6 protein-coding genes and 1 pseudogene are annotated in these 7537 nt (G+C 59.0%); 2 read left to right on the top strand and 5 right to left on the bottom strand.

What is annotated here, in order from left to right:
* Positions 1-307 precede the first annotated feature (307 nt).
* A pseudogene (locus QZ964_RS17070) lies at positions 308-454 on the top strand (transposase); the annotation flags it as partial.
* A gap of 130 nt (positions 455-584) precedes the next feature.
* On the opposite strand, the gene QZ964_RS17065 reads toward QZ964_RS17070, so the two are convergent.
* Positions 585-1145 carry a cytochrome b gene (locus QZ964_RS17065; RefSeq protein WP_292532992.1) on the bottom strand — a complete coding sequence of 187 codons (561 nt, stop codon included), beginning with the start codon at positions 1143-1145 and terminating at the stop codon, positions 585-587.
* 564 nt (positions 1146-1709) lie between these two features.
* Here QZ964_RS17065 and QZ964_RS17060 point away from each other — a divergent pair.
* The gene (locus QZ964_RS17060; protein WP_292532991.1) at positions 1710-1979 is read left to right on the top strand and encodes a hypothetical protein; all 270 of its coding nucleotides are present in this window, start codon (positions 1710-1712) and stop codon (positions 1977-1979) included.
* Positions 1980-2284: 305 nt separating this feature from the next.
* Here the strand turns inward: QZ964_RS17060 and QZ964_RS17055 are convergent, their stop codons facing one another.
* The 4 genes from QZ964_RS17055 to QZ964_RS17040 form a co-directional block, all read right to left on the bottom strand.
* Positions 2285-3418, bottom strand: coding sequence for a sensor histidine kinase (locus QZ964_RS17055; RefSeq protein WP_292532989.1), 1134 nt, complete (start codon positions 3416-3418; stop codon positions 2285-2287).
* Positions 3419-3701: 283 nt separating this feature from the next.
* A complete protein-coding gene (locus QZ964_RS17050) occupies positions 3702-4214 on the bottom strand; it encodes a L,D-transpeptidase (protein WP_292532988.1) in 513 nt (170 codons plus the stop codon).
* A gap of 146 nt (positions 4215-4360) precedes the next feature.
* The gene (mgtA, locus tag QZ964_RS17045; protein WP_292532986.1) at positions 4361-7123 is read right to left on the bottom strand and encodes a magnesium-translocating P-type ATPase; all 2763 of its coding nucleotides are present in this window, start codon (positions 7121-7123) and stop codon (positions 4361-4363) included.
* Positions 7124-7338: 215 nt separating this feature from the next.
* The coding region (locus QZ964_RS17040; protein ID WP_292532984.1) for a hypothetical protein at positions 7339-7537 on the bottom strand (199 nt) is incomplete at its 5' end.

Raw genomic sequence — 7537 nt, 5'->3', positions numbered from 1 at the left:
GAGCGATCATAGCCCGGGTGCTTCCGCTACTTGGGTCTCCTTCATTTCTATAGCAGCATCAAGTAAACGAAAATCCCGAAGGGCTAAGCAACTTCCTGGATGGAATTCCCTTTGAAACGCCATGTTCGGCGGGTGGATTATCAGGCGGTCGTCGATCGCTACAAAAGGCGTTCCCTCGTCAGAGTGGCTAGCAGGTCGCGCCTCGGCTCACGACCGTAGCACGCCTCCTCGCTATTAGAGCGTTTCCAGTTTTTTTAGACTCGAGCTGATTCCCATTGCCTGCTGCGGATTGTGGGTCAAGATGCAAGGCGACATCGTCGTCATGAACAATCTCGATAGTCACAAGTCCGCCGCCGTAAGGCGCGCCATCCGCGCGGCAGGCGCAAGGCTGTGGTTTCTCCCGCCTTATTCGCCCGATCTCAATCCGATCGAACAGACCTTCGTCAAGATCAAACACTGGCTCGACGTTTGCGGTTAACCGATGAAAAGCAGAGCTGCCGGCGGTGCCTTCGCGCTCGGGTCGCCGAAAGGCCGCAACGAAGCCGAAGCTATCACAGCGTCCCTTTAGAGCAGCGAGCGCAGGATTAGCGGGGCTTCGAAACCCCTGGCAGCATACGTCTCAGAGTGCGATCGCGGAAAACGAAGTGGTGGACCAACGCTGCTCCAGCATGGATCGTGGCGAGGATGATAAGTCCGTTCGCTAGAGTTTCATGAATTTCCTTCATGTCATGTGCAAACGTTTTGTTCTTCGTCCACGGCGATGCGATATCGAAAATGCCAAGCACGGAAAGCGCGTCGCCATCCGCAAATTGCGTCGCGACGCCAACGGCGACAACCGCCGCAAGCAGCGCGTAAAGCGCAAGGTGGACGATTTTGGCGGCCAAATCGCCCAATCTCCCCAGCGGCGTCGGTTCTGGAGACGGCGGCGCGTTGATTAGACGCCAGCCGACACGAAAGATCAAAAGGATGGCGATCAGCTCTCCCGCAGAAACATGGACTAATTCCCCGAGATCGCGGGCTCTCCCACGTGGCAGGCTTTCGCCCACGGTCCCGAGCACCCATGCGACGCCAACAAGAAGCACGGAAAACCAATGAACGATTTGGACGGCTGCACCGTAGCCTCGCAGAGAATTGCGCCATTGCATTGAGGGCCTCACTGTATTTTCCGCGGAGCTTTATCAAAACGACATAATTGTTCACTTCGGCGAATTTCAGTCGAACGCCGAGAAGCGATGCGGCAAATTGTATCGGCGGAACGTCATGAATCCACATTGGTCGCTTCCCACGCCGCAGTTGGCGCGCGCAATGAGGCAGCCGACCCTGCTAGGCACAACAAGCCCACGACGATCAACATGACGGCCATATAGTCGAAATCAGTTGGCGACAAAATCCCCGGCCGTAATACCGCATAAGGTCACATGCTCAAGGCGCTGATTTTACTGTCGTGAAAGTTTTCGAAAGGGGTCACAATTGAAATCTGATTTACACCGAGGCCTCGACAACTTCACATTTGGGCCTAGTTGATCCTCTTGGGACGCAGAAGCAGCGCGGCACGCCCGCGTTGGGGCGGACTCGACTCTGTGTTTCTGAAAATCTGTGTTTCTAAAAAAGGGGAGGTCGAAATGTGTAAGAGTGTGAAATCTGTCCTGGCCGCGTTATGCGGGGTGACCGCGCTGGCGGCTCTACCGACGGAAGTTTTGGCTGGCCCCATGAGCGCCGCGAGTCCAACGAGCGTTGGACTAACGACGTCGTTCGAACAAGCTTACTATCGGGGCTATCGCCGCGGTTATTATCGCCGAGGCTACGGCATTCCGGGCGCCGCGGTTGGCGCAGCGGCTGGCGTCGCGGGCGCCGCGGCCGGCGTTTTGGGCGCGGGAATCGCGGGCGCATCGGGCTACGGCTATCCCGGCTACGGCTATGGCGGCAGTTCGTGCTGGCAGTGGGACCCCGTCGCTGGTTGGGTGTGGGCCTGCCAATAAAGCGCGCGCCTTATCCTGCGCCGCAATTGGACGCGAGGCCGCAACCGGCCTCGCGGTGAACCGATTGGGGGCGACTTCGGTGGGATAAGGACGCTGAGCGTGCCTACTCCTTTCGGTTGCGATTGCATCGACAAAATGCTGTCGCAGCGACAGTGATGCCCTCGGCAGGTTCTCAGCCTTTGGACTCTGATCCAGCGCTAACCTGTCCGTCCAATTTTCATGGATTGCTCCTGCTGATGCCGTAAACCGTCGCGCGCGACGTTTTACTGCCAACGCCTTGCCGATCCGATCTGGATTGGCGAGGCCTATGCAGGCCGTGGGCTAAATGTCGCATGCGCGATCGAGACAACGAGTCCGCGGGCACTGCTTACCATTTCAATTTGCGCCTTGATCTGTTGCGCGAGCGCCTTCACAAGCGTGCTGCCCAAGCCGTCAGAAGGGGCCGCTGTAGTGTATCCTTCCGGCCTGCCCACGCCATTATCGGACACCGTGAGCTGCCAGTCGGAGCCGGACGTCTCGTATTTGACGAGGATTTCCGCGTCCTGGCGGCTTTGAGGAAATGCATATTTCACGGAGTTGATAACCAGCTCCGTCACGATCAGGCCAAGACTCACTGCTTCCGTCGAGGGAATGAGAGCGCGGTCGAAGGCGTGTTTCAGGGATATTTGTTTCTCCTCGCCGATCATAGACGCCGCGAGGCCGTCGCATAGCGTGGTCAAATAGGGAGCGACTTCGACGAGTTCGGTGCGGCCTGCCGTGTCGATGTGCCGCTGCAATGTCGCTACCGACATAACGCGGGAGTAGGCGTCCTGCAGGTGTCGGCGCGCCTCTTCCGAGGTCGTCACCCGAGTCTTCATCATGATGATGTTCGCGATGATTTGCAAACTATTGAAAATGCGATGCTGCATTTCCAGGAGCAGCACTTCCTTCTCCCGTAGCAGCGTCCTCGTTTCATTGAGAAGAGACTCCTTCTCCTTCTCTATGAAACGTCGATGGGTCACATCTACGAAGGAGAGCAAAATAGCTTTGTGAGCGCTGCTCGTGAAGAAGACTTCTCGCGCGTTCACAATCACGACGCGCTGTCCGATGCGAGGAAACTCGGCATCTATCTCAAAATCTTCCGCAATGGCATGCTCGGGCAGGATTTTATCTAAGAGCGAAGCCAGGCGCGGGACCTTGAAACGGCCGTCTAAAATCTCATAAACGGAACGTCCGATGACCTCTTCGGGGGTGACTGCAAAATTATGGAAAAAGGACCGGCTAGCTACGGTTACGCCTAGATGACAATTAAGCACGAGCAGAGGATCGCGGACCGTATCGACGACCGCCTGGGCGAGCACCGGGGCGTATTGCGGATCTAAGGGTTCGATTGTGATTTCGAAATATCCTTCCTGGCGCTTTTTAATACGCGCAATTGGTACGAAAAAACCTTGTTGCAATTTGGCTCAGGCGCGTTCGCCTAAGGCCAGCGCGAAATTCCGACTGCGTCGCTGCGACACTCACACCACGTACGCGGGTGTCTAGAGCGGTCGCGGGTCGAGGCCCCTCCTATAATTTTCCTTCCTACGCTAGGAATATAGCAATTCCAACGTTCCGAGTCATGTTGCCGCGCCCGGTGGTCGAGAAACGCAGCCAATGCCGACAGTCGAAGCCTCCAAAACTCTTATGGTCTGCATAACACGTTGAAAATCGGCCGCCCGCGGACAACTAAGATCGTGACCGTCATGGCCTCATGATAACAGGCGTACCGACGCTTACGCGATCGAACAGATCAATCACATCCTCATTCAACATGCGGATGCAGCCGTAGGAGGCGGCGGAGCCGATCGATGCGCGCATCCTTTTGGTCGTCCCGTGAATCGCCACCTGGAAGCGGCTGAGGGTAAGCGCGCGAACGCCCATGGGATTGTTCGGCGCACCGCCGCGAATAAGGTCCGGCAATTCCGGATGGTCGCGTTTTACAATCCATGGCGGAGCCCAGTCCGGATTGACGTATTTACCGATAATCGTGGCGGAGCCGGACCATTCCTCGCTGCTCTTTGGCACGGCGATCGAGTAGCGAATTGCGACGCCTTCATCCACGACGAAAAAAAGTTCGCGATGCCGCATGTCAATGACAATCGTGCCCGGCTCGACGGACGATGGAAAGGCCACCATATCCCGAGCGGCGCTGACCGACGGCAAGGCGGCGGCGCCAACGACGAGCGCCACGCCGACAAGGAGAATGCGCAACAAGCGAGCGAGACGTTCCGTAAGAGCCGGAGCGCGTATTTGAGACGATAAGCTACTCATGGCGTCTTTTTCTGAAGGTTAAAGGCAGCCGGGCGATTGCGTCGCCGCAAATATGGCGATGGTGGCGGTCGCTTTCCGGTCGACCTACGTTATTTGCTTGGCCAGAAGACCGACTTTAACGCTTCATGCGGCTGAAGGCTCAGTTGGACAAGCGTTCCTATCAAGATGAGCGTTCCCGTTAAGACGAGGGCTCCCCCCACGACCAACGCCGTAGCGACGAGCGCGCTCATGAAAGGCCCAAGAGGATGCGGTCTGGGCTCAGACGCCTTGGTCTTTCGAGCTCTGATCGGCTTCGAAAGACCTGCAGTATTGATGGACCAGAAGAACCATATCTTGCCCACTTCCGTCGCCACAATATAGCCGAGGACGATAGCGACAACGGCGCTTATCTCAATCGCCGAGAGCGGCACGAAGCCGAACACCGAGCTCAGCGCCCCGAGGAAGGGGATGGCGAAGGTCGCGGCGGCCACCGCAAGCGTCGACCACAACAGCAACTGACTCGGGCTGCTTCGAAAAGCCGGCTTGTGGGTTCGCAAGACGAGGACGACCGCGAGTTCGGTCAGCAGCGAAATCATGAACCATGCGGTCTGGAACGTCGCTTCGCCGGCGTGGAAAACCAGGAGCAGCACCGCGAAGGTCAACATATCGAAGGCCGAACTGATCAGGCCAAAGACAATCATGAATTTCTGGATCTCGCTGATGCTCCAGCGCTGCGGATGTGAGACCCGGTCCGCATCGACATTGTCGCTGGATATCGCGATCGACGGCACGTCGGAGAGGAAGTTGTTCAGCAGAATCTGCTTGGCGGCGAGCGGCAAGAACGGCAGCAGCGGCGCCGCCAGCGCCATGCTGACCATGTTCCCGAAATTCGCGCTAGTGGTGATCGAGATGTATTTTAGCGTGTTGGCGAAGGTCCGCCGACCATCCTCCACACCAGAGCGCAACACGTCCAGGTCGCGGTCGAGCAGGATGATGTCGGCGCTTTCGCGGGCGACGTCCACCGCCGTCTCGACCGAGATGCCAACATCGGCCGCATGCAGGGCCGGCGCATCATTGACGCCGTCGCCGAGATATCCGACCGAATGACCTGTCCGCTGCAGGGCGCGGACGATCCGCTCCTTCTGCTGGGGATCGATCTCGACAAAGAGGTCTGTCCGTGGCGCGAGGTGCCACAAAGCCTCGTCCTTGAGTTTTACGAGCTTTTCGCCCGTGAGCATCGACGTTGCATCGAGTCCCACAGCCTTCGCCAGATGCGCCGTCACATAGCGGTTGTCGCCGCTGATCACCTTGATACGGATGCCTAGCCGATTGAGATCGTCGATCGTGCGCCGCGCGTCCGCCTTGGGCGGGTCGTAGAAGACAAGGAAGCCACGAAAGGTCATCTCCCGTTCGTCGTCGCGGTCGTAGTCCGCCTTCACTGGAACCTTGCGAGTTGCAACGGCCAGAACACGGAAGCCTTCAGCGCTCTTGGCCTTGAAGACATTCTCGAGTTCCGCGCGCCGCTCGGCGTTCGCCGGAACCTCGACGCCATCGCGGTCCAACGATGTGCATATGTCGAGCACGTTCGAAAACGCCCCCTTGGTGATGAACAGGCGCTGTGACGGCGCTCCATCCTCCGCCACGACGATGGTGAGTCGGCGACGCATGAAGTCGTAGGGGATTTCGTCGATCTTGGCGGCGCCGCGGGTCGTTAGCCCAATGTCCTTGCCCGCAGTCACAATCGCTTCATCGAGCGGGTTTTCGATGCCGGTCTCGAAGGCGGCGTTGAGAAAGGCGAGCCGTCGCACCTCATCCGAAGGCTGGCTTCCGGCGTCGAGGACGTCGCGCAGAACAATGGCGCCTTCGGTCAATGTGCCCGTCTTGTCGGTGCATAGGATATCCATGCTGCCGAGGTTCTCGATGGCGTCGAGCCGGCGGACGATGACGCCGCGCTTGCTCATGGCCCGCGCGCCGGCCGAAAGGGTCACGCTGATTATCGCCGGCAAGAGCTCAGGCGACAGACCGACCGCGAGCGCCACGGCGAACAGCAGGGACTCGATCACCGGGCGGTGGAGCAACAAGTTCACAGTCAGCACGAAGAGAACGATGACAATCATCACGCGAACGAGGAGATAACCGAACTGCCGCACGCCGCGGGCGAAATCGGTCTCGGGTTGGCGCGCCCCCAGCCGCGCCGCAATAGCGCCGAACTCGGTCCGGCGGCCGGTGCTCACGGCAAGGATCTTCGCCGTGCCGCTGCGCACCGAAGCGCCGAGAAAGACGGCATTGGTCCTTTCAGTGATAGGCGCGTCGGGGCGAACTATCCCGGCCCGCTTCTCGACCGGAAACGACTCGCCGGTCATGCTCGCCTCGCTGACGAGGAAGTCCTGCGCCTCGATCACGAGCCCATCCGCCGGGATTAGATTGCCCGCCGAGAGGAGGATGTGGTCGCCGGGCACGATCGCGCTGACCGGCGCCGTCTGCTCCACTCCATCCCGCACCACGCGGCACGTCAGCGCCAGGCGCTTCTTCAGTTCCTCGACCGCGGTGGACGCCCGATATTCCTGAAAGAAGCTGAGGAGCGAACTGCCCAGGACGATCGCCAGGATGATGGCGGCATCCACCCATTGCTGAAGCGCCAGCGAGATTGCGGCGGCGAATGCCAGGATGAGGACGAGCGGGCTTTGGAACTGGCGCAGAAGGAGGCGAAGCGCGCTCAGGCGCGGCGCATCCTCGACGCTGTTGGGACCGACGCTTAAAAGGCGCGCAGCGGCGCGATCGGACGATAGTCCGTTGGGACCCGACTCCAAAGCTGCGGCCAGCTCGGAAGAATTATGGCTCCAGTAGGGAGTTTCGTTCGCGTCCCAGGTCACTCACGGTCCTATCTGCGATCGTTTGTAGGCGAACGTCGCTAGTCTGCTCCTCGGCCTCGCTTCACGCGAAGCCACACGGCGTCCATCAAAATGACACGAGAAAAACGATCCCATAAGAGTTCACAGCCAGACAGCGATAGTCTCACATGAAGGCGCCGATCGCGCCAAGATGCAGGGCCATCTATGCCGCCTTGCCGGTCATCCCAAGTTGAGCTTTAAGAACGAATATGACTAACGGCATTGTTCCAACCGCGGTCGATGCGCGGCTCCTGCGCCACTTTACGAACCTCTCCTTTGGCTTCTGGACCGGCCCGACGCGCCGCAAAGCGAAACTGTTCGTGGCAGGGCTCTTTGCCTGCCTGCTGCTCAATCTCGCCCCGGCCATCGCGGTCAACCGATGGAACAAGTTTTTCT

The organism is Methylocystis sp., assembly GCF_021731785.1.
GTDB lineage: Bacteria > Pseudomonadota > Alphaproteobacteria > Rhizobiales > Beijerinckiaceae > Methylocystis.
The sequence above is the reverse complement of the archived record's forward strand: the minus strand, read 5'-3'. Positions and strand labels throughout refer to the sequence as shown.